19 protein-coding genes are annotated in these 19,441 nt (G+C 35.6%); 8 read left to right on the forward strand and 11 right to left on the reverse strand.

Features of this window, described 5'->3' with window-relative positions; genetic code table 11:
* The first annotated feature begins 25 nt into the window (after positions 1 to 25).
* The 3 genes from trxA (at position 26) to BXY64_RS02175 (ending at position 2,154) form a co-directional block, all read left to right on the forward strand.
* Positions 26 to 343 carry a thioredoxin gene (gene trxA / locus BXY64_RS02165; RefSeq protein ID WP_054716587.1) on the forward strand — a complete coding sequence of 106 codons (318 nt, stop codon included), beginning with the start codon at positions 26 to 28 and terminating at the stop codon, positions 341 to 343.
* 66 nt (positions 344 to 409) lie between these two features.
* Positions 410 to 1,333: a DUF58 domain-containing protein gene (locus BXY64_RS02170; RefSeq protein ID WP_120238335.1), complete on the forward strand. Its 924-nt coding sequence runs from the start codon at positions 410 to 412 to the stop codon at positions 1,331 to 1,333.
* 101 nt (positions 1,334 to 1,434) lie between these two features.
* Entirely contained in the window at positions 1,435 to 2,154 is a 720-nt protein-coding gene (locus BXY64_RS02175; RefSeq protein WP_120238336.1) for a toxin-antitoxin system YwqK family antitoxin, read from the forward strand.
* A 1-nt stretch (position 2,155) separates the two neighbouring features.
* On the opposite strand, the gene BXY64_RS02180 is transcribed toward BXY64_RS02175, so the two are convergent.
* From BXY64_RS02180 to BXY64_RS02205, 6 genes are all read right to left on the reverse strand, one after another.
* Positions 2,156 to 3,016 carry an endonuclease/exonuclease/phosphatase family protein gene (locus BXY64_RS02180; protein ID WP_170150556.1) on the reverse strand — a complete coding sequence of 287 codons (861 nt, stop codon included), beginning with the start codon at positions 3,014 to 3,016 and terminating at the stop codon, positions 2,156 to 2,158.
* Between the two features lie 221 nt (positions 3,017 to 3,237).
* A complete protein-coding gene (locus BXY64_RS02185; protein WP_245996574.1) occupies positions 3,238 to 4,170 on the reverse strand; it encodes a rhomboid family intramembrane serine protease in 933 nt (310 codons plus the stop codon).
* Between the two features lie 55 nt (positions 4,171 to 4,225).
* Positions 4,226 to 5,047 (reverse strand): rhomboid family intramembrane serine protease, encoded by an 822-nt coding sequence (locus tag BXY64_RS02190; protein WP_120238338.1) that lies wholly within the window; start codon positions 5,045 to 5,047, stop codon positions 4,226 to 4,228.
* A gap of 125 nt (positions 5,048 to 5,172) precedes the next feature.
* Positions 5,173 to 7,152 carry a DNA mismatch repair endonuclease MutL gene (gene mutL / locus BXY64_RS02195; protein ID WP_120238339.1) on the reverse strand — a complete coding sequence of 660 codons (1,980 nt, stop codon included), beginning with the start codon at positions 7,150 to 7,152 and terminating at the stop codon, positions 5,173 to 5,175.
* A gap of 21 nt (positions 7,153 to 7,173) precedes the next feature.
* A complete protein-coding gene (locus tag BXY64_RS02200; RefSeq protein ID WP_120238340.1) occupies positions 7,174 to 7,524 on the reverse strand; it encodes a hypothetical protein in 351 nt (116 codons plus the stop codon).
* Between the two features lie 185 nt (positions 7,525 to 7,709).
* On the reverse strand, positions 7,710 to 8,513 hold the full coding sequence (locus BXY64_RS02205) for an ion transporter (RefSeq protein ID WP_120238341.1): 804 nt from the start codon (positions 8,511 to 8,513) through the stop codon (positions 7,710 to 7,712).
* Positions 8,514 to 8,636: 123 nt separating this feature from the next.
* Between BXY64_RS02205 and lpcA the strand changes: the two genes are divergently transcribed.
* The 5 genes from lpcA to BXY64_RS02230 all read left to right on the forward strand — a co-directional run bounded on the left by lpcA (position 8,637) and on the right by BXY64_RS02230 (position 14,063).
* A complete protein-coding gene (lpcA, locus tag BXY64_RS02210) occupies positions 8,637 to 9,212 on the forward strand; it encodes a D-sedoheptulose 7-phosphate isomerase (protein ID WP_120238342.1) in 576 nt (191 codons plus the stop codon).
* Positions 9,213 to 9,465: 253 nt separating this feature from the next.
* Positions 9,466 to 11,004: a YifB family Mg chelatase-like AAA ATPase gene (locus BXY64_RS02215; RefSeq protein WP_120238343.1), complete on the forward strand. Its 1,539-nt coding sequence runs from the start codon at positions 9,466 to 9,468 to the stop codon at positions 11,002 to 11,004.
* Positions 11,005 to 11,482: 478 nt separating this feature from the next.
* Positions 11,483 to 11,803: a hypothetical protein gene (locus BXY64_RS02220; protein WP_120238344.1), complete on the forward strand. Its 321-nt coding sequence runs from the start codon at positions 11,483 to 11,485 to the stop codon at positions 11,801 to 11,803.
* A 389-nt stretch (positions 11,804 to 12,192) separates the two neighbouring features.
* Positions 12,193 to 12,879 (forward strand): hypothetical protein, encoded by a 687-nt coding sequence (locus BXY64_RS02225; protein ID WP_120238345.1) that lies wholly within the window; start codon positions 12,193 to 12,195, stop codon positions 12,877 to 12,879.
* Positions 12,880 to 13,352: 473 nt separating this feature from the next.
* A complete protein-coding gene (locus BXY64_RS02230; RefSeq protein ID WP_120238346.1) occupies positions 13,353 to 14,063 on the forward strand; it encodes a glycosyltransferase family 2 protein in 711 nt (236 codons plus the stop codon).
* Between the two features lie 405 nt (positions 14,064 to 14,468).
* Here BXY64_RS02230 and BXY64_RS02235 read toward each other — a convergent pair whose 3' ends face one another.
* From BXY64_RS02235 to BXY64_RS02255, 5 genes are all read right to left on the reverse strand, one after another.
* A complete protein-coding gene (locus BXY64_RS02235; RefSeq protein ID WP_120238347.1) occupies positions 14,469 to 15,221 on the reverse strand; it encodes a lipopolysaccharide kinase InaA family protein in 753 nt (250 codons plus the stop codon).
* Between the two features lie 287 nt (positions 15,222 to 15,508).
* The gene (locus tag BXY64_RS02240; RefSeq protein ID WP_120238348.1) at positions 15,509 to 16,306 is read right to left on the reverse strand and encodes a 4Fe-4S binding protein; all 798 of its coding nucleotides are present in this window, start codon (positions 16,304 to 16,306) and stop codon (positions 15,509 to 15,511) included.
* A 26-nt stretch (positions 16,307 to 16,332) separates the two neighbouring features.
* Positions 16,333 to 17,082, reverse strand: coding sequence for a phosphatase PAP2 family protein (locus BXY64_RS02245; RefSeq protein ID WP_120238349.1), 750 nt, complete (start codon positions 17,080 to 17,082; stop codon positions 16,333 to 16,335).
* 57 nt (positions 17,083 to 17,139) lie between these two features.
* Entirely contained in the window at positions 17,140 to 17,886 is a 747-nt protein-coding gene (locus tag BXY64_RS02250) for a phosphatase PAP2 family protein (RefSeq protein WP_120238350.1), read from the reverse strand.
* 221 nt (positions 17,887 to 18,107) lie between these two features.
* Positions 18,108 to 19,196, reverse strand: a complete 1,089-nt coding sequence (locus BXY64_RS02255) for a helix-turn-helix domain-containing protein (protein ID WP_120238351.1) — start codon at positions 19,194 to 19,196, stop codon at positions 18,108 to 18,110.
* Between the last annotated feature and the right edge of the window lie 245 nt (positions 19,197 to 19,441).

Genomic DNA, 19,441 nt, shown 5'->3' on the forward strand with positions numbered 1-19,441 from the left:
CATAAACGCTAAAAAATAGATTACCATGACAATTGAAGTAAACGATTCTAATTTTGAAGAAGTTGTTTTGAAATCAGATAAGCCAGTATTGGTGGACTTTTGGGCAGAATGGTGTGGTCCATGTAGAATGGTTGGTCCAATTGTAGACGAATTGGCAACTGATTACGATGGAAAAATCGTAGTAACCAAATTGGATGTTGACAGCAGCCCTGCAACTTCAGCTAAATTTGGAATCCGTAATATTCCTACTGTTCTTTTCTTTAAAGGAGGAGAAGTTGTTGATAAGCAAGTTGGAGCAGTTCCAAAATCAAGCTTGGCAGAAAAAATTGATGCTCTATTGTAATAAGAGTATAAAAATATTCAGGGCATAGAGGTTTATCTATGCCCTTTTTTTATCTGAAAAATTAAAATGGTAAAGCAATTATCTGACCTGATACAGTTTGAACAATTCGATAATTTGGAATTACTTGCGCATCAAATTGTGGAGGGGTTTCTTATTGGTTTGCATCGTAGCCCATACCATGGTTTTTCGGTTGAATTTGCCGAGCATCGTCTTTACAATAAAGGAGAATCGACCAAGCATATTGATTGGAAACTGTATGCAAGGAGTGACAAGATGTTCGTAAAGCAATTTGAAGAAGAAACCAATCTTCGAGCTCATATTATTCTTGATACATCATCATCGATGCTGTTTCCATACAAAAGCAAACATCAAACCAAATTGGGGTATTCTGTTTTGTGTGCTGCGGCTTTAATTCACTTGTTAAGAAAGCAGCGTGACGCTGTGGGGCTTTGTACCTTTTCTGATAAAATAGATCTTTTAACTCCATCAAAACTATCTCTTACCCATGCTCAATTAATGTATTCTCACTTGCATAAGGTTTACAATGAAGAAGAGATAGGAAAGGATCGGGAAACCAAAATTGCAGATACCTTTCATCATTTGGCTGAAGGTTTACACAAACGATCGCTGGTGATTGTTTTTTCTGATTTTACAGGAACAGAAACGCCAAAGGAAATCATGGAGTCTTTGCAACATTTGAGGTTCAATAAACACGAGGTAATCCTATTCGCTGTGCGTGATCATAAATTGGAATTGGATTTTAACTTTGAAAACCGCCCTAGCCAATTTGTGGATTTGGAAACAGGTGAAAGCCTAAAACTTAACCCAACGGATATTAAGGAAATGTATCAGAAAGAGCAGCAAAAGTTCTTTGCAGAATTGGATTTGTTGTGTAGTCAGTTTTCAATTGATTTAATTGAAGCCGATATCCGAAAGGATTTTGGTAATGTACTGCAATCATATCTTTTGAAAAGAAAGAAGTTAATGTAGCTTATTTGTTACGGAATAATTTTTAAGTTTTCAATGTTTAATATACTTTTATTGGGAATAACTCATATTCTTTATGGGTAGCACTAATTAAGAGTCTCCTGATGAAATATAAATTTGTATTCCTTTTTACTTTAATTTTGTTTGCCTGCGAGCAAAAAACTGATCGTAACTCAACGAAAGATCAGGATTTTGTGGAAAATGGGGTGGTCAAAAAGTATGATGAGCAAAACAGGTTGTCAGCAGAGATTACCTATCAAAATGGTGTTCGTAATGGAGTTACACGGTATTACTATTCTTCAGGTGTATTGAGCGATGAAATTATGTATGTCGATGATGAAAAGAGTGGTGTTGCAAAAAAATATCACAAAAATGGGAACATCTACAGCTTAACGCCATACCTCAAAGATGAAAAAGATGGGATTCAGAAAAAGTATTATGCCAATGGTAAAATTTGGGCTGAAACACCATATATGAAAGGTCAGCCTGGAATTGGACTCAAGGAATATAAACGTGATGGTAGTTTGCGTGAGAGGTTTCCTGAAATTGAAGTTCAAAAATTGGAAAAATCAGATCGAATCATTTTAAAATTATTTCTAAGTAATTATTCTAAAAATGTGGTGTTCTACATCACAGAGTTAATGAAGGATAAATATATTCCACCTGCTGCCAAACCATATTATGCAAAAGGAGGATCTGCCCGTTATGAATTCCTATTGGATTCGCAGGTAAAATTAGATACTACCTTGAATATTGTAGCTAAATATCAAACCAAAGATTATAATATTCACGTTTCTACACGCGAATTGGTTTTAAAGAATTAATTTATTTCTCTACAAAATTAAGTTCTGTGATTATTGGAAAGTGATCGGAATATTTCTTCTTGATTCGCTTGTAATTATAGCATATCATATTCTCATCATGCAAAACAAAATCAATTCTAAAAGAGGGAAAATCACCAGAATAAGTTGTTCCAATACCTAAGCCTTTTTCTCTAAAACAGTCGATTAATCCATCTTTAATTTTGTGATAGGTATAGGATTGCGCTGTATCATTAAAATCACCACAAACAATTGTTGGATGAGGAGATTTAGCGATATGTCCCCTGATGATTTCTGCTTGCTTGGCTCTGCGAATAAAAGCATGTTGTAGGCGGAATGAAATATCTTTAATTTCTTTTAATTCTTCCTCGTCAGCTTTAAACTCTTTCTTGTTGATGAAAGCATAGTTTCTACCTCCCAATCGGTTCGATTCCAAATGAAGGTTATATACTCTTACTATTTTTCCATTTTTTTTGATATCAGCATAAATGGCATTGCACCAATTGCCTTTTTCAAATTTAATTTCTCCTTTTCTCACAATTGGATACTTGGAGAAAATGGCTACTCCATTGGCCTTTTCACCTAAAAACAAATATTTACAAGCGGTATTTTTTTTAAGGTTATACAGACTAAGTAATCCGTTTCGTGTATAATGAAATTCCTGAAAACAATAAACATCAGCTTTGTTCTGCTTTAATAGCTCCACCATTTTATTTGGTGTTTTCTTGTCTTTGCTCCACTCGTATTTATCGAAAGCTCTAACATTGTAAGTCATTATTTTAATGGATGGCGACTTGCTTTCTTCCGAATTTGATCTGTTGATTTGAATAAAATTTTGCAGATGACCATAGCCTATTACTATCACAAGCAACGGGATTAGAAAGCTCCAACGCCTTCTTAGCATCCAATAAACAGCGAAAATTATATTTGCCAAAAGCAAATATGGATATGCTAATCCCCAAAAGGCTGGTAACCAAAAATCCTCGGGACTAATATGTGGAGCGATGTAAGAAATAAGCAAGGAGCCTGAAAAAATCAGACTAAATGCAACCAGGGCTTTATGGAGGAAATTTTTCAATGTAGGATTTACTTTTGATTGCTTGATTTAAATAGAATTTCTTTCTCCTCTTTGCTTAAGCTATCATATCCCGATTTAGCAATTTTATCTAAAATTCGGTTTAATTCTTCCTGATTTACTTTCTTAGATTTATTGTATTCTTCATCAGACATCTTGCGAGTGTTCTTATAGCTCACTTTCATTTTCTTTTTTCTTCTAAATAAATTGAAGAAAGAATCTATCAAAGAATTAAAGCCACTTGAAATGTCTTTGCCTTTACGCAATTGAGATATAAACAGCCAACCATAAAAAGCACCACCTAAATGGGCTATATGTCCACCAATATTCACACTTTCTGATAGGTATAGTAAATCCGTTACAATAAAGAACAATGCAACGTATTTAATTTTCACAGGACCTATAAATATTAAATGAATGGTATGGTTTGGAGCATATACAACCACAGCAAATACAACTGCCATTACCGATGCAGAAGCTCCTAGTGCATATGCAATAAACTTAGCATCTTGTAGTGCGGGAAATAGGTTGTAGGAGAAAATATAGATTGCTGCCCCTGTTAATCCACCAATAAGGTAAACACTTAATAGTTTTTTTTGATCGAGATAGGTCAGGAATATTCTACCAAACCAGAAAAACCATAACATGTTCATTAAAATATGCAAAAACTCAGTATGTAGAAACATATAAGTAAATACTGACCAAGGTTGTCTGATTAATGTTTCAGGATAAGCAGGAACCATTAATTGGCGAACAATTACATCATCGATAGTAGAGCCTGTTAGCATGCCAACGATCTGCACAAGTTTTATAACAAGAAATAAGCCCAGGTTAATGTAAATTAACTTGGTAAGATTGCTTCCTTCTTTAAAGGAACTCTTTATTCCTTCCCAAATGTTTTGATGGGAATAGCTCTGATATGGATTGTTAAAGTTCATGTTCATAATCAAACTTCATTATCGATATAAACTTCCTTACTTAATTTTTATTGTAAGCAATTTAATAAAAACGCTTCGAATTTTTTTGCCAATATTTAATTAGAATAAAGCCAAATATCATACCTCCCAAGTGTGCAAAATGTGCAATATTATCGGTCGGGTTATTTTGAATAGCCATGTACAATTCAATAGCTCCATAGCCAATTACAAAATATTTTGCTTTAATCGGAATAGGAGGGAATATTAACATCAATTCTGTATTTGGGAATAACATACCAAAGGCCAAAAGAATTCCAAAAACAGCACCTGAAGCTCCAACAGTAGGAACATTTATGCTTCCTTCTAACATTCTTTTTGCAAGGTCGATTGCTTGACTTGTAGTATTTGCATCGTTTGGATATTCTGCCCATTGATTGATGAAGTCATGCACCCAAGGTCTTACTGGTCCAACATGTTCACGTACAAATTGAGACAGTAAATCAGGAGATGGTGTATTTACAAATGCATCTAATGCATTCTTCATCGACATGTAATCAAACCAATTTACCAAGGTGTGGAGTAATGCAGCTCCAATTCCTGTAATTAGGTAGTAAGTTAAAAATCTTTTTGGTCCCCATACACTCTCCAATACACGTCCGAACATGAATAAAGCAAACATGTTAAAAAAGATATGACCAATTCCTCCATGCATAAACATGTGGGTGATGAATTGATGCGGCCTGAAGTATTCTGACTTGAAGAAGTGTAAGGCCAAAATACGATCTATGTCAAAGCCAAATTTGCTACCAACTACAGAAGCGCCAAGAAATACGATCACATTTATGATCAAAAGATTTTTAACCACTGGAGGTAAATTTAACAGTGGAGGTCTATAGTTTGTCATTCGATATGCTTTTAAAATTCAGTTGAAGTCTAACAATAGTCAGACCAATTTAAAATTACAGGCTTAGGCTCATAATTGCAAGACAGTTTGTCAGGCTAAAAGCCTTGTTTGTAGAATTTCTACTCTTATTTAAAGCGATTTTCCAATTCTTGTGTTTCCAAAACTGAAATTACTGGCTTTCCATCGGGTGTAAAGTTGGGAACATTACAAGCAAAAAGCTGATCGATAATCGAGCTCATCTCTTCGTTGGTAAGCGATTTTCCATAATTTACAGCTGAAGCTTTAGCCAATGATTTTGCCAAATTCTCTCTCACTTTCAGTTTTACATCGAGCTGATTGGTTTTATAGTTCGCCAACAGGTTTTCCAATAATTCTTTTGGATCACAATTCTGAATATCGGCTGGAGTTCCATTAATCACGAAAGTTTTCTTTCCAAATTCTCTAATGTCAAATCCCAAAGCTTTTACATCTTCTAAAATCACTTGTAAAAGAGTGTAATCAGAAGCATTTAGCTCTATGGTTTGAGGAAACAAGGTTTGTTGTGCAATACCCTGTTGATTTTCCAGGGAACTTATGAACTTTTCAAATAAAATTCTTTCATGCGCCTTTCTCTGGTCGATAATCATTAAACCAGATCGGATAGGTGTTAAGATATATTTGTTTTTCAGTTGGAAAAAATTCTTTGTCTTCTGAGGTTGATCTACAGCCTGAAGTTTTGGTTGTTGAGGCATTGGTTTTTCAGGGGCCTGGAAATAGTCAGGAATATTTTCCCTGTCGATTACTGGCTGCTTTTCAACAACTTCTTCTTTAGGGGTTTGATCTTCGTATAATTTTTCCCAATCGTCAGGAATTTGCTTTTTGGGAGCTCTGCTTACAGAAGGCTCAGGACTTTTAGCTTTGAATTCCTGGAAAAATGGATTTGACTCGATGGAACTTGCCGATTGTTCGAAAGGATTGTAACTCTTTTCTGAATCAAAAGGATTGTAGTTCGATTCTGCTTCAAAAGGATTAAACTCAGGATTAACCTTAATCAATGGAGCTTCCACTTCGGTGCTTTCATCAGCAACAGGAATTTCCAGACTTGTATCCTCATCAAAATCGATAGAAGGAACAATATTGAATTTTCCCAATGCTTCACGAATTGAAGCTTGAATAATTTGATATATGGCTCTTTCATCCTCAAACTTTATTTCCGTTTTGGTAGGATGAATGTTGATATCGATAATTTTAGGATCTACCTCGAAAAAGATAAAATACGGAGGAATGGTTTCAGGAGGCAAAATTTTATCGTAAGCCTGAATAACAGCCTTGTAGAAATAAGGATGTCGCATGAAACGATTGTTTACGAAAAAGAATTGTTCTCCGGTATTTTTCTTTGCATTTTTGGGTTTCCCAATAAATCCGGTAAGGTTTACAATACTTGTATCGGTATTAATGCTGATTAAGCGGGAATTCATGCTTTTCCCAAAAACATTAATAATTCGTTGACGAATATGCGATGCAGGAAGATTGTAAACTTCACTTTCGTTGTGAATTAATGTAAATGCAATATCAGGATGTGATAGAACGATCCTGTGAAATTCCGTAATAATATTTCGAAGTTCCGTTGAATTCGCTTTCAGGAATTTACGACGAGCAGGAACATTGAAAAACAGGTTTTTTACGATGAAATTACTTCCGTCGCTGCATGCTGAGGCCTCTTGAGAAACCAATTCGGAACCATCAATTACAATATGAGTACCAAGTTCATCTTCGGTTCGTTTGGTTTTTAGTTCTACATTGGCAATAGCCGCAATGGAAGCCAGAGCTTCACCGCGAAACCCCATGGTACGAATACCAAACAAATCACCAGCTTTGCGTATTTTCGAAGTTGCATGTCTTTCAAATGCCAAACGTGCATCCGTAACCGACATACCGCACCCATTATCAATAACCTGAATTAGGGTTTTACCTGCGTCTTTTAAATTAATTTTAATGGAACTAGCACCGGCATCTATCGCATTTTCAACAAGCTCTTTTACCACCGAAGCCGGCCTTTGTACCACCTCACCCGCTGCAATTTGATTGGCAACGTTGTCTGGTAGTATCTGTATCAAATCTGACATATATTAGTTTGAAATTTGACGTTAGCGATTAGATTTTAAACTCTCCATACCACCAATAATCCTTTCTATCAACTCATCCCAACCAAAAACATATACATAGGCTGCAACGGCAAGAATCACAAAGATGATTATTAATCGAACATTTGATTTTTGTCTTGTACCTCTTGCATCAGAATATTTATGGCGCAATTCACTTTTCATTCTCCCCTTTATATTGGGAATGTACTGTCCATTTTCATCCTTAATTCCAAGTTCCGATTTAACTCTTCGTTCACGCTCTTCTCTTTCTTCCTTGGCAGGGTCCCAATAACGAGGCTGTAAATTAAATCTCTTATGTTGAGGTTTTTTAAAGAAACCGCTAGTAAATCCCATAATAAGTTGTTTTATACCTTTTTGTTAATAAGTGGTATAGGTGATTGTTATTCTTCTCTCAACAAAATAAATTTCCTTATTCATTGTTGTTTAAAGAGACCTACAAATATACCTATAAAATCTGAATTTGCTCTGATAATTCACAAGGATCAATAGGTTAAAAAATGTAAAATATCGGTTCTGAATTAGTTGAGTTTTGCTCCGCACTCGCTGCAATATTTTGCATCATGATTATGTCCTTCCGACAAACACTCTGGGCAAACCTGAGTTGAGGTTTCTTTGGTATTGTGCTTGGTAAGTTCAGCGGTTACAATCCCTGTTGGAACTGCAATAATTGCGTAACCAATAATCATTACCATACTTGCTAAAAACTGTCCCAGCGAGGTAACAGGCGAGATATCACCGTAGCCAACCGTGGTTAGAGTAACTACGGCCCAATAAATGCCACGGGGAATGCTGGTAAAACCATGTTCGGCTCCCTCTACCAAATACATTACCGTACCAATAATGATCACTAGTGTCAATACACCAAATAAGAAAACGGATATTTTATAGCGACTTTCTCTTAAAGCTCGAATGATAATTGCACTTTCTTTCAAATATCGATTTAGTTTTAAAATTCTGAAAATCCTAAGCAGTCGAAGAGCACGAATTACCATTAAACCTTGTGTGCCAGCAAAGAACAGTGCCAAATAACTTGGTAATACCGACAATAGATCAATAACACCATAAAAGCTAAAAATATATTTTCGCGGGTGTCTTACAATCCAGATTCTGATAATGTATTCCAAACTAAAAATAATGGTAATGATCCATTCTGCGATTTTTAAAAAATCATGATACTTGTTTTCGATAGATGGAACACTCTCCAACATTACAAACAGAATACTAAGCAGAATAACGATTAGTAAGGCAAGATCGAAAAACTTTCCTATTCTGGTATCGGCCTCAAAAATTACTTCGTAAAGTCTCTGTTTTATTGGTAGCATGTATTAAACTTTGGATTTATTAGTAAACTTAGAAATAAAACTTGAAAAGTCCATTTTTAATTTATAACTCATTATTCTTAATTACTCGCTGCGTTTCGTATTTTTGGTAAAAATTTAAAAAACATGATCATAAACGATATAAAGCAAAGTTTTCTTGATTCTCAGACAGTTTTAAATGAGTTTTTGGCAAAGGAAGAGAACTTTACAGCCATAGAAAAAGCAGGGGAAGCCATGGCAGAAACCATTCAAAATGGAGGCAAAGTAATTTCTTGTGGCAATGGTGGATCAATGTGTGATGCCATGCATTTTGCTGAAGAATTAACAGGTCGATTTCGCGATGAACGCCCAGGGATGGCAGCTGTTTCGATTTCTGATCCTAGTCATATTACCTGTGTTGGCAATGATTATGGTTTCGATTATATTTTTTCCAGATATGTAGAAGCCATGGGACAAAAAGGAGATGTTTTACTTGGAATAAGTACTTCAGGAAACTCTGCTAATGTGATAAACGCGATTAAATCTGCCAAAGAAAAAGGAATGACTGTTGTTGGATTAACCGGTAAAACAGGTGGTAAAATGGCCGAAATGTGTGATGTAGAAATTAGAGTGCCTTGGAATGAATACTCTGATAGGGTTCAGGAAATTCACATTAAAGCAATTCATTGCTTGATTCAGTATATTGAAGCGAAGATGAAATAAGAGAAAAATTAAAAATATTTGAAGCTGTAGCAGATTTCTGTTGCAGCTTTTTTAATTTATACAATCTTCGTACTAGAATAAGCAGTTTTAGTCAGGAAGATCAAGGGTGTCTTTACTTATTGTATTGATTTTAAACTTATGAATTCATTAATATTCAATGCTATTTTAAATATTTCATTTTGAATTATGTTTTGATGGATTGTGGATTATTGTTATATTCATAGAATCATTCTATATATAAGATAATCAAACTATGCTTGTTAAGACTTATGGAAGTGCCGTATACGGCATTCATGCCACCACAATTACCATTGAGGTAAATGTTTTTCCGGGTGTGCGCTTCTCTCTTGTAGGATTACCGGATAATGCTGTGAAGGAAAGTCAGCAACGAATCGATTCTGCTTTGCGCGAAGTAGGCTATAAAATTCCAGGGAAGAAAATCATAATCAATATGGCTCCTGCCGATATTCGAAAAGAAGGTTCGGCTTATGATTTGCCACTTGCCATTGGAATTTTGACTGCGACGGAACAAATCTCCTGCGATAAACTGGAGAAGTTTGTGATTATGGGCGAATTGTCGCTTGATGGTAGTTTGGTGCCCATAAAAGGAGTGTTGCCCATGGCTATTCAGGCGAGAGAGGAAGGCTTCGAAGGCTTGATTCTCCCAAAAGCCAATGCTCGCGAAGCTGCCGTTGTAAACAAGTTGAAAATATATGGAGCCGATAATATAAGCGAGGTAATTGGCTTTTTGAAAGGGGATGCAGAAATAAAACCTACCGAGGTTGATACAAGAGCAGAGTTTTATGCCCATCTGAATAAGTTTCCTCACGATTTTGCCGATGTAAAAGGGCAGGAGAATGTGAAAAGAGCTTTGGAGATTGCTGCAGCCGGAGGTCACAACATTATCATGATTGGCCCACCAGGTGCAGGAAAAACCATGTTGGCAAAACGTATTCCAGGCATTCTGCCACCGCTTAGTTTGCAGGAGGCATTGGAAACAACCAAAATACATTCCGTAGCAGGAACTTTAGAGAAGGACAGTTCGTTAATTACTCAGCGTCCGTTTCGTTCTCCGCACCATACCATATCGGATGTTGCATTAGTTGGTGGAGGAACTTATCCGCAGCCCGGAGAAATTTCTCTTTCGCACAATGGTGTGTTGTTTTTAGATGAGTTGCCCGAGTTCAAGCGAACCGTTTTAGAGGTAATGCGTCAACCTTTAGAGGACCGAAGCATTACCATATCGCGAGCCAAGTTCACGGTAGATTACCCGGCAAGTACCATGCTGATATCTTCCATGAACCCATGCCCTTGTGGATATTACAATCATCCCGAGAAAGATTGTTTGTGTGCACCGGGAATGGTACAAAAATACCTGAGTAAAATTAGTGGTCCGTTATTGGACCGAATAGACATTCATATTGAAGTGGTTCCCGTTACTTTCGACAAGATATCGGATACCCAGTTGTCGGAAAAAAGTGAAGAGATAAGAGCAAGGGTAGAACATGCCCGACAAATTCAGGAAGAGCGATTTAAAGAGGAGGAGGGCATGCATTGCAATGCGCAAATGAGCTCCAAACTGTTGCGAAAGTATTGCCAGCCTGATGAAGCTGGTAATGCTTTGTTGAAAACCGCCATGGAGAAAGTGGGATTATCGGCTCGTGCTTACGACAGAATCTTGAAAGTTTCGAGAACCATAGCTGACCTGGCTGGTTCGGAAAACATAGAAAGCGATCATTTGGCCGAAGCCATTCAGTACAGAAGCCTGGACCGTGATGGATGGGGAGGGTGACAATTGGTAATGAATAATGAGGGTTTCACTTGGAGTGAGGCTCTCAATAATTGACAGCAGAAAATTCACTAAGTATTTTTATGCGGCTAAGCGAGTAATCAACTAAATGTATTGTGTTGAGATTTTTATCAAAACCCTAATGAGTAATTAAAAAGATACTAGAGTGGATGAACTAGGCAATACTATCTTCGTAGTTTACCAATAAATAATATAATTGCTATCAGAAATAAAAAACCTAGATCACCTATTTTACTATGCAACCAAATAGTAATGAAAATTAGCAATGGTATCAAAATAATTGCAATTTTAATATCATTATCAATTTTCTTTTTTTTCATACTAATTAAGGTTTTAAGATTTGTAATGTATTTAAAGGTAATGATAAATGAAATGACAAACCATAAATAATTAGTATGATTAAGATCCAGTAATGACAAATATACTTTAGTTATTTTTGTGATAAATCAAAAATATAATTATGGAATTAAAAGATTTTATAAAGAACTCTTTAGTCGAAATTGTGAATGGAGTTAGAGAAGCTCAAGAAGCAACAAAAGAACTTGGCGCAACTGTTAGCCCTGAAATTAATAGGCGAGCGACAACTGTGTCATCTGAGAATATAAGAACTGTTGAATTTAATGTTGCAGTAACAACAACTGATGAGGCAAAAGCTGGAGCAGGGATAAAAGTTGCTAGTATTTTAAAAGTTGGTGGAGATGTTAAAGAGATCAATTCATCTGTAAGTACAATTCGTTTTGAGATACCAATAGTACTTCCTTTATGTCAAGAATTGAATTAACCATGATAAACTACTCCAGACATTTATAATTAAAAACAAAGCAAATATTTTCAATTGAGACCTCCACTTAAAGTAGAAGCCTCAAAACCACGATTTATTCTGAGGGTCTCACTTTGAGTGAGACTCTCAGTTTTGTATCAGGCAATTCGCCAACTTAACCCCATAATTCTTTCATAAAACATGATATTTATCATTAGTTTGGTATTACTGTTTTGTTTAATTTTAATATACCGATCATGAAAAGAGACAGTTGAGGAGTGTTGGGTCAAGAAAAAGTGATGTTGAAATGATGGAAGTGATTAAAGAAGGCGTGTAGAGATCGGGCATCTGTATCTGCAAGAACAATTCATAAGGATAAGTTATTAATTAATCATTTAAACCATCTAGTTATGGCAACATTATTGAAAAATAGCATGTCATCGGAAACTCAAATCACTTATGCCGAAAGACATGTTCGTTTGTGTCAGCAAACCAATGGTGCTGAAAGTTTGGTAAGCAACATTCAGCCCAAAATCGAGAATCTTGAAATTCAAATCAAAAATCGAGTACAGAAAGTAAAGGCACGTTATGCGGCCTACGATGCAATTGTTCTAAAAGATAGTCTTTTAGATGATTGTATTAAAAACTTGGTGGGTAGTGTAAAGCAGTTCGATAGAAGTAATCCTGGTCGATCGGTGTTCAATCAACTTTTTCCTGATGGAAAACCATCAAACATTACCAATGCTTCCTATTCCAAAGAGGTTGAAATTGCTGAACAATTGTTATTTCGTTTACAATCTTTGGGCGAAGGGCATGTTCTGCTATCGCATGTTGAATTGTTGAAGAATGCCATTGCTGCATCGCGAGAAGCAATTGCATTTCACAATGAGAAAAAAACCGAAGAAAAAGTGGCTGTTGCCAATGAGGAACTGGCTCAGTATGAATTGCAAAAGCAATACGAATTCAACAGTTTAGATGCAACCAAGTTGTTTGGAAAGAATTATGCCAACCGTCTGTTTCCGAAATTAACAAACGGAAAGAAAAAGGTGGCAGAGGAAGTTGTAGAAGAAGTAGAAAGTCCTGCCAATGAAGAATAGTTATTTTATGCCTAAAAATGAGTTGTTTATATATGTTAATGCACTTCAGACCGTCTGAAGTGCATTTTCTTTTATGGCAGTGTGCATCAGACGTTCTGAACAAGGCTGCCACAAATGGGAGAGCAGTTCAGACGCTCTGAACTGTATTGCCACAACAGGACAGAGTACCTCAGACGGTCTGAAGTGTATTTCCACAAATGGCAGAGTAGTTCAGACGCTCTGAACAAGACTGCCACAAATGGCAGAGCACATCAGATGCTCTGAACTGCATTGCCACGAAAGTTAAAGCACTTCAAATGATCTGAACTGCTCTATCTCAAATAGAAAGCAGCTTCCAACAAAAAACGCTGAAATTCATTAATAAGTAGAAAAAAATGATGTATTTTCGGGAAATTTTTAGTCCCAATTATCACGCACTTATAAATGGGCTAAGAATTGCAAAATTGTCGGCGATAGAAAACAAGAAAAACGAGATGAAGAATTTATCCATAATTACACCAGTAAAAGATTCCTTACATACTACCAAGGATACCATTAAAGCTGTTGCAAAATCAACAGTTTCATTTCCTTACAAAATTTATAACGATTTTAGTACAAAGGAAACTACAAAGTATCTTGACAAGCACCAAGAAAGCTTGAACTATACTTTGGTAAATCTGGAGGATATTACCAATACGCCATCCCCAAATTATAAATTGGTTCTTCAGATAGCACAGCAAGAGGCCATAAAAAATGAGTCGGGGCTATTGATTATTGAATCGGATGTGATGGTAAAACCAGATACGATTGAACAATTGTTTAAGCACAGCAAGGAGCTTGATTCTTGTGGAATGGTAGCTTCTGTAACGGTTGACCGCGATGAGAAATACAATTTCCCGTACAACTTTGTAAAAGAATCAGATCCGGAGATTATGGAAACCAGTAAAAGATTGAGCTTTTGCTGTACATTAATTACTTTGGATTATTTGAAAGCATTTGATTTTAGAGAGCTGTCGGATGGAAAGGATTGGTTTGATGTGTACATTTCGAAAATGTCGCGAAAGCTAGGCTTTAAAAATTACATTCTTCGCAAACATACGGTTTTACACTTGCCACACAGTAGCCGACCATGGAAACAATTGAAGTATGATAATCCGTTGAAGTATTATTTCTTGAAGTTTATTAAGGGAAGAGATAAGATTTAAAAATATTCTAAGAGCTGTTTCAAATGAATGAAACAGCTTTTTTTTTGCTCTGTTTGAAATAATCCAGTGGATAATTAAATCAGTTGTCAAATTAATCATCCAATAAATCTATTATTTGTCTTTGCTCAAGCCGCGTGGCTCTTACTTTTTGCATTGATCAAAAAGTAAGCAAAAAATCTAGGGCGTGGAAACCCAAACTATCTATACTTGAAAAATTTAAGTGCGGCGGGGTGATCTTCGAACAAGTTCTCAGCTTCCCCGTCTTTCTAAAAATTTTTCTACGTCTAATTAGTTTGTCCTTCCAATGCCCATAAATCCAGCTCGAACAATCTAGATTTCATTAATATGTCATCTTAGGAATTATCGAAGGTTTTATGGAATACCCACTTCGTCTTTGTGTTTAGATTATTTATTCTTTTTAAAAATTCTTTTAAATCGGCCTCGGCGCGCTCTGTATTCCTGGTATTTTTTATCCATATCTACCAAATTTTCAGCGCACTCTTCAGGATCAATTCCCACCAACTCACCATACCTTCTTCCTATAATTTTATAGTTCTCAGCTGTGGTATGAAGTTGCTTTAAATTCTCCATTCCTTTTTCAGTATCAATAGGGAAGAATTTCATTCTGTTCAGGTCAATTACACTGTAAGAGTATCCATCTTTTTCTTTTCGGATAAGGATATTCCCTGGAGAATAATCCAAGTGAAAAACTCCATTTTTGTGCAATTTGTTTACCGTATAATCTACAAAACCGTTTAAAATTTCCGTTTTGTTCTCTACTTTATCTTCGAGCACATCGCGTAAGTTAAAATCGTGTTTGTGTTGGATGCTCACAAAATAACTCTCTTTTAGTACGCCACCATTATGGCATTCAACCCAAGCTACCGGAGCTGGAGTTTCAATTCCTTTACTCAATAAAAATTCGGCATATTCATACGATCGTTTGGCTTTCGATCCACGAAGGTAACGGTATGCAATTTTATTGAATAGGTTGGGAACTTTATAGCTCTTTACATTTAAAAGATACCCTTCTACTTCGAAAATCTTTACTTCGTTTCGAACTTTATAAATTGACTGACCTTCTTTGGGAAAGCGAATAGGCAGTTCTTCAACAAAGGATTTTAAGGCTAAATAGTTGCTGTTTATTTGATATGGCATAATATTCTTAAAGTATGGCGTAAAACTAATAAGAATTTGCTGAATTATTTAGGATGTTAACCTGGATTTATTCTATCAAACTGTTTGAAAGAGCTATGCCAACCCCCTGTTTCCGAAGTTTACTAACAGAAAGAAATGGTAGATAAAGAAGTTGTAGAGGGACCGAAGTAGCAATCGGAGCAAGAGTTGTTTACATGTATTAATGCACCTCAGAGCCCCTGAGGTGCATTGCTGTATGCAATATGAGTTTTTTTAATGGGAGCTCAGAATATGAAATGGGCAATGATTTATGCTCCTGTTACCATCTTAACAACTATAGAAATAAGTATGTAAATCAAAAACATTAGTAGCCCAAATTGCAAAGGCATTCTTATTTTTCCCAAAACCTGTAGTTTTAATGAACGGTGTTTTGGCGGGCATACATCCTGATCCAGACAATTGAAACAATTCAAACAGTCGTTTCCTTTAATGTATTCTTTTTGCGATATGCGTATTTGCATTGGGCAAACCTTATCGCATTTTTTACAACTGATGCATGTTGAGGCATCTCGAATAATGTTGCTACCAGGAAAAAAATAATTCATCATGTTATAAGCCCCTTTCTGAAAACACAGGTATTTGCAGAAAAATCGGGGTAAGAACAGGGGAATGAAAAGCACAGCTACATGCTTAAATTTGATATACATTGATGTGAACCAATTGCTTTGATACATGATCATGTGATCGCCAAAATAATTGATTCCTTTAATGACGAATAAGCTTAGAAAATAAATCAGAAGTAAATATTTACTGTATTTTAAAATGTTGTGAATATTTGGGTTGATTTGAAACTGAAGAGAAGGAAAAAGCTTGGCTCCTAGTCTTGTCATAAAATAGGATGCATTGCCAAAAGGGCAGGCCCAGCCGCAAAACCAAGGACCAAGTAATAGAATGGATCCCAATACAATGTATTCCGATTCATATTCGAATCCTTCATATCCTAAAATATGAGGAATAAGTACAAGAGCATAGAAAGAAAGTGCTGCAATAGCACGAACAAAATCTCTCTTAAATGTAAAGTTTGTGTTTTTTTTGATTCGTTTCATGTGTTTGATTGAGTTTTTGCTTGAGATTAAAATTTATAGACGATATTTAAACCATAGGTTTTATTCCCAACCATAGGTGTAATTTGTAAGTTTTTGTTTTTCTCCCATCTATCGAAAAGGCGATAACTTAAATCAACTGATAGGTAACCAATACCTGCTCCCAGAACCACATCGCTTGCCCAGTGCCTGTTTTTTAATATTCTGCATACTCCGGTGGTTGTAGCCATTCCATATCCGAGCCAACGGAGCCATGGATATTGTTTTCCATATTCTCGATCGAGAAAAGCTGCAGCACAAAATGCCTGTGCTGTATGGCCCGAAGGAAAAGAGTTCATTGCTGATCCATCAGGTCGTTTGTGTTTGGTTTGTGACTTAATGGTAAAAACAGTGGCATTACAGATGGCTTCGGCAAAAGCCAGTCTTTTTAATTGGTGTGTAAACTTATGCTCACCTCTAACACCAAATGCATTTAAACCCAGACCTATTGCAATAGGAGTGTATTGAAAGTAATCGTCGATACTGGTTTTTACATTTGGAAATTGACGTAGTACATCATCTTGAAACTCTTTCTTATCGAAGATGCCTGAATATTCAAGTAAAAGTCCCGTTGCAATTACTCCTCCTGCAATGTGAAGGGCTAACTTGTTATTGTTTTTATTGTAAGGATGGTTTTCGTTTGGAATCGGAAGGTTTTTAACAAATTGAGAAAATGAAAAGTGCGAGAATAGTAGAAGGATAGTGGTAAGAAGAGGAATGATTTTTTTTGTTTGAGTCATTGTTACTTAAAATTTAATTACCATTGGATTTATTGTAGGATGGTTTTGATATAAGTATTAGAACCTGTAGACAAGATTGATCCCGTACATATCTTTTCCTGCTATTGGCGCAATCATTAGTTTTTTGTTATCCAGTTTGTCAAATATCCAATAGGAGAGATCAACGGAAAGTATTCCAATACCTGCACCAACCAAAACATCAGAAAGCCAATGTGCGTTGTTAAGAACTCTACAAGCGCCGGTAGTTGCTGCCATTCCATAACCTAACCAACGAACCCAATGGTGTTCTTTTCCAAACTCCTTGTCTAGAAATCGGGCCGACAGAAAGGCTTGCGCTGTATGTGCTGAAGGAAATGAGGTATAGCTATGACCGTTAGGACGTAGGTGTTTAAATTTTTTCTTCATTTGGTTAACCGTTGCATCCATTATTATTTGGGCGCTAATCAATCGAGCCAATTGACCAATAATTCTATGCTCAGCCTTATTCTTACTAATGTTCATTCCTACGGCTAATGCTATTGGAGCGTATCGAAGGTAATCGTCGGATCGGGTAGAGAATCCTGGGAAATTTTCTCTCACTTTATTTTGGAAACTGTATTTGTTTTGCCACCAATGTTTATCGGAATTTGAATATTCCAGAGCCAGACCCAAACCAACAATACCAGCCGCAATTGGTAGAGCTTTATTCTTAAATAGGAAATCTTGTTTGTGGTTTGGAATTGTACTATTAATAGTATCTGTTTTTTGAGCTACAGAATACAATGAACCGAAACTAAAAATCAGGATTAAACATTTTTTCTTCATTTGACTTACTTTTTGGGAGGCAAAGCAAGTCGATACCTGAACGGGAAGCGCTTTGAATGCGCAAATCGAACATTTTATGAAGAAATTGAAGGTTCAGCTTGCGCATTTTGAACCCCAATAAATCAGGTACTTGACTGATTAATAGGTGTCTGATTGAAAAAGGAAAGTGATTTGTTTATAAAGGAGATAGATGGAACAGTACTGATTCAATTACTGAATTTTTATTCATCTTCCTTTATGCTTTGTCGATATTGTGAGGGAGTTATCCCTGTATGTTTTTTGAAAATGGTATTGAAAGATGTTTTGGAATTAAATCCAGATTCCAGAGCCAAAGCAAGAAGTGTATAGTTTTTAAAGTTGGGATTTTTAGCTTTTGTTTTGAACTCTTCAACTCGAAAAAGATTGATATAATCGTTAAAATTACATTTCTTTTTTTCGTTGATTACCTGGGTAAGGTATTGTCTTGAAACTTTGAGGGTGTTGGCCAATTCCTGAATGTTTAAATCGCCTTTCAGGTATGGTTTTTCATTTTGTATTAGATCTTCCAATCTTTTTTGGATATCATCTAACTGATCGCTGCTTAAGTTTGATTTAGCATATTTTGCTACTGGCTCAGGTTTAGGTAAAAGTTTCTTTACATCTTGAAACATCTGAGGTTGACTGAAGGCTTTAAAGCTAATGAAGTATATCATTCCCAGAAAAAGTAAATCAATTACATCAAAAAAATCAAGACTTGTAATAAAGTGAAGATGATCATTGAAATCATCAAGTACTTCCAAAAGAAGTGTGAATGAGATCAAAATCAATAATATTTTCAATAAAGATAAATACTGAGTTGTGATACTTTTTTCTTTTTTCGCAATAAGCAAATTTCGATAACTAAGTGGTAAGTACAGTAGCCATAAAAAAATATTAATTACCGATACAATAATCCCGTAGGTAGAATTAATGAATACTTCAAAGCTTTTTATCGTTACATTAAAAAAGCACCAAAAGCTAAATGCAATACCTAAAATTAAGGGTGTTGGTAAATGTTTGCTAATATTCACTTTCTTGTTTTTAACAAATGTTGAGATATAGCAATACAATAGGATTGGGGCTAAAAACTTACTACTAACAAATAGAAATATCCAATATCCATTGCTAAATCCCCAATATGTTTTTTCCAGTAACTCTACAGAAGAAAAAATTACAACCAAAAGTACAAAAGCACCTAAAAAACGATTTTGAGTATGGTTAAATTTTCTGGTTAGAAGCAGTAAAGAAAGTATGCTTCCCTGAATTAAAAGTAAAGTTAATAATGTATTCATACTGTATTTTGAGTATCTGCAAAAATAGAACAACGAATATAGTAAACAAGTTGAATGATTGTAGTACTTATACAGGATAGTCCTTATTAATGTTTGAAAATTGATAGAATAATGTATTTCAATGTCGGTTAATACCCATTCTCACCAAATAAGTGCAAAAGAAAAAGACTTCTGGGTAGATATTTATATTGTTTTACTACATTTGTTTATACCAAATGAATTAAGATCGTTGTGCCAAAACGATA

This window comes from Marinifilum flexuosum (genome assembly GCF_003610555.1).
GTDB classification, from domain to species: domain Bacteria; phylum Bacteroidota; class Bacteroidia; order Bacteroidales; family Marinifilaceae; genus Marinifilum; species Marinifilum flexuosum.

Bases quoted from the DNA above. Each gene is read 5' to 3' on its own strand.
- trxA (WP_054716587.1), top strand. From the start codon at position 26: ATGACAATTGAAGTAAACGATTCTAATTTTGAAGAAGTTGTTTTGAAA.
- BXY64_RS02170 (WP_120238335.1), top strand. From the start codon at position 410: ATGGTAAAGCAATTATCTGACCTGATACAGTTTGAACAATTCGATAAT.
- BXY64_RS02175 (WP_120238336.1), top strand. From the start codon at position 1,435: ATGAAATATAAATTTGTATTCCTTTTTACTTTAATTTTGTTTGCCTGC.
- BXY64_RS02185 (WP_245996574.1), bottom strand. From the start codon at position 4,170: ATGAACATGAACTTTAACAATCCATATCAGAGCTATTCCCATCAAAAC.
- BXY64_RS02190 (WP_120238338.1), bottom strand. From the start codon at position 5,047: ATGACAAACTATAGACCTCCACTGTTAAATTTACCTCCAGTGGTTAAA.
- mutL (WP_120238339.1), bottom strand. From the start codon at position 7,152: ATGTCAGATTTGATACAGATACTACCAGACAACGTTGCCAATCAAATT.
- BXY64_RS02200 (WP_120238340.1), bottom strand. From the start codon at position 7,524: ATGGGATTTACTAGCGGTTTCTTTAAAAAACCTCAACATAAGAGATTT.
- BXY64_RS02205 (WP_120238341.1), bottom strand. From the start codon at position 8,513: ATGCTACCAATAAAACAGAGACTTTACGAAGTAATTTTTGAGGCCGAT.
- lpcA (WP_120238342.1), top strand. From the start codon at position 8,637: ATGATCATAAACGATATAAAGCAAAGTTTTCTTGATTCTCAGACAGTT.
- BXY64_RS02215 (WP_120238343.1), top strand. From the start codon at position 9,466: ATGCTTGTTAAGACTTATGGAAGTGCCGTATACGGCATTCATGCCACC.
- BXY64_RS02220 (WP_120238344.1), top strand. From the start codon at position 11,483: ATGGAATTAAAAGATTTTATAAAGAACTCTTTAGTCGAAATTGTGAAT.
- BXY64_RS02225 (WP_120238345.1), top strand. From the start codon at position 12,193: ATGGCAACATTATTGAAAAATAGCATGTCATCGGAAACTCAAATCACT.
- BXY64_RS02230 (WP_120238346.1), top strand. From the start codon at position 13,353: ATGAAGAATTTATCCATAATTACACCAGTAAAAGATTCCTTACATACT.
- BXY64_RS02235 (WP_120238347.1), bottom strand. From the start codon at position 15,221: ATGCCATATCAAATAAACAGCAACTATTTAGCCTTAAAATCCTTTGTT.
- BXY64_RS02240 (WP_120238348.1), bottom strand. From the start codon at position 16,306: ATGAAACGAATCAAAAAAAACACAAACTTTACATTTAAGAGAGATTTT.
- BXY64_RS02245 (WP_120238349.1), bottom strand. From the start codon at position 17,082: ATGACTCAAACAAAAAAAATCATTCCTCTTCTTACCACTATCCTTCTA.
- BXY64_RS02250 (WP_120238350.1), bottom strand. From the start codon at position 17,886: ATGAAGAAAAAATGTTTAATCCTGATTTTTAGTTTCGGTTCATTGTAT.
- BXY64_RS02255 (WP_120238351.1), bottom strand. From the start codon at position 19,196: ATGAATACATTATTAACTTTACTTTTAATTCAGGGAAGCATACTTTCT.